At 61.5% G+C, this 231-nt stretch carries 1 protein-coding gene; it reads left to right on the top strand.

Going from position 1 to position 231, the window contains the following annotated elements:
- On the top strand, positions 1-231 hold a 231-nt coding region (locus SB765_RS34260; RefSeq protein WP_410933107.1), incomplete at both ends, for an aminotransferase class V-fold PLP-dependent enzyme.

Here is a 231-nt window from a genome sequence, read left to right as displayed (position 1 = left end):
CACGCAGCAGTTTTACAGCCTCAGCGCGGGTACAGTCCATCGCAGCCAGTTTGCCGCCGCCCAGGCCTTAACCCATCGCTATGAGCAGGCGCGCAATCAGGTTGCCCGCTGGCTTAACGCCGCTGACGATCGTGAGATTGTCTGGACGCGCGGTACCACCGAAGCGATAAACCTGGTGGCGAACAGCTGGCTGCGCCCGCGCTTACAGCCTGGTGATGAGATTGTGGTCAG

The sequence above is a fragment of the Pseudomonas sp. SIMBA_067 genome, from assembly GCF_046534675.1.
Lineage (GTDB): Bacteria > Pseudomonadota > Gammaproteobacteria > Pseudomonadales > Pseudomonadaceae > Aquipseudomonas > Aquipseudomonas putida.
Note: the sequence above shows the minus strand (reverse complement) of the source record. Positions and strands in the feature narration are given on the sequence as shown.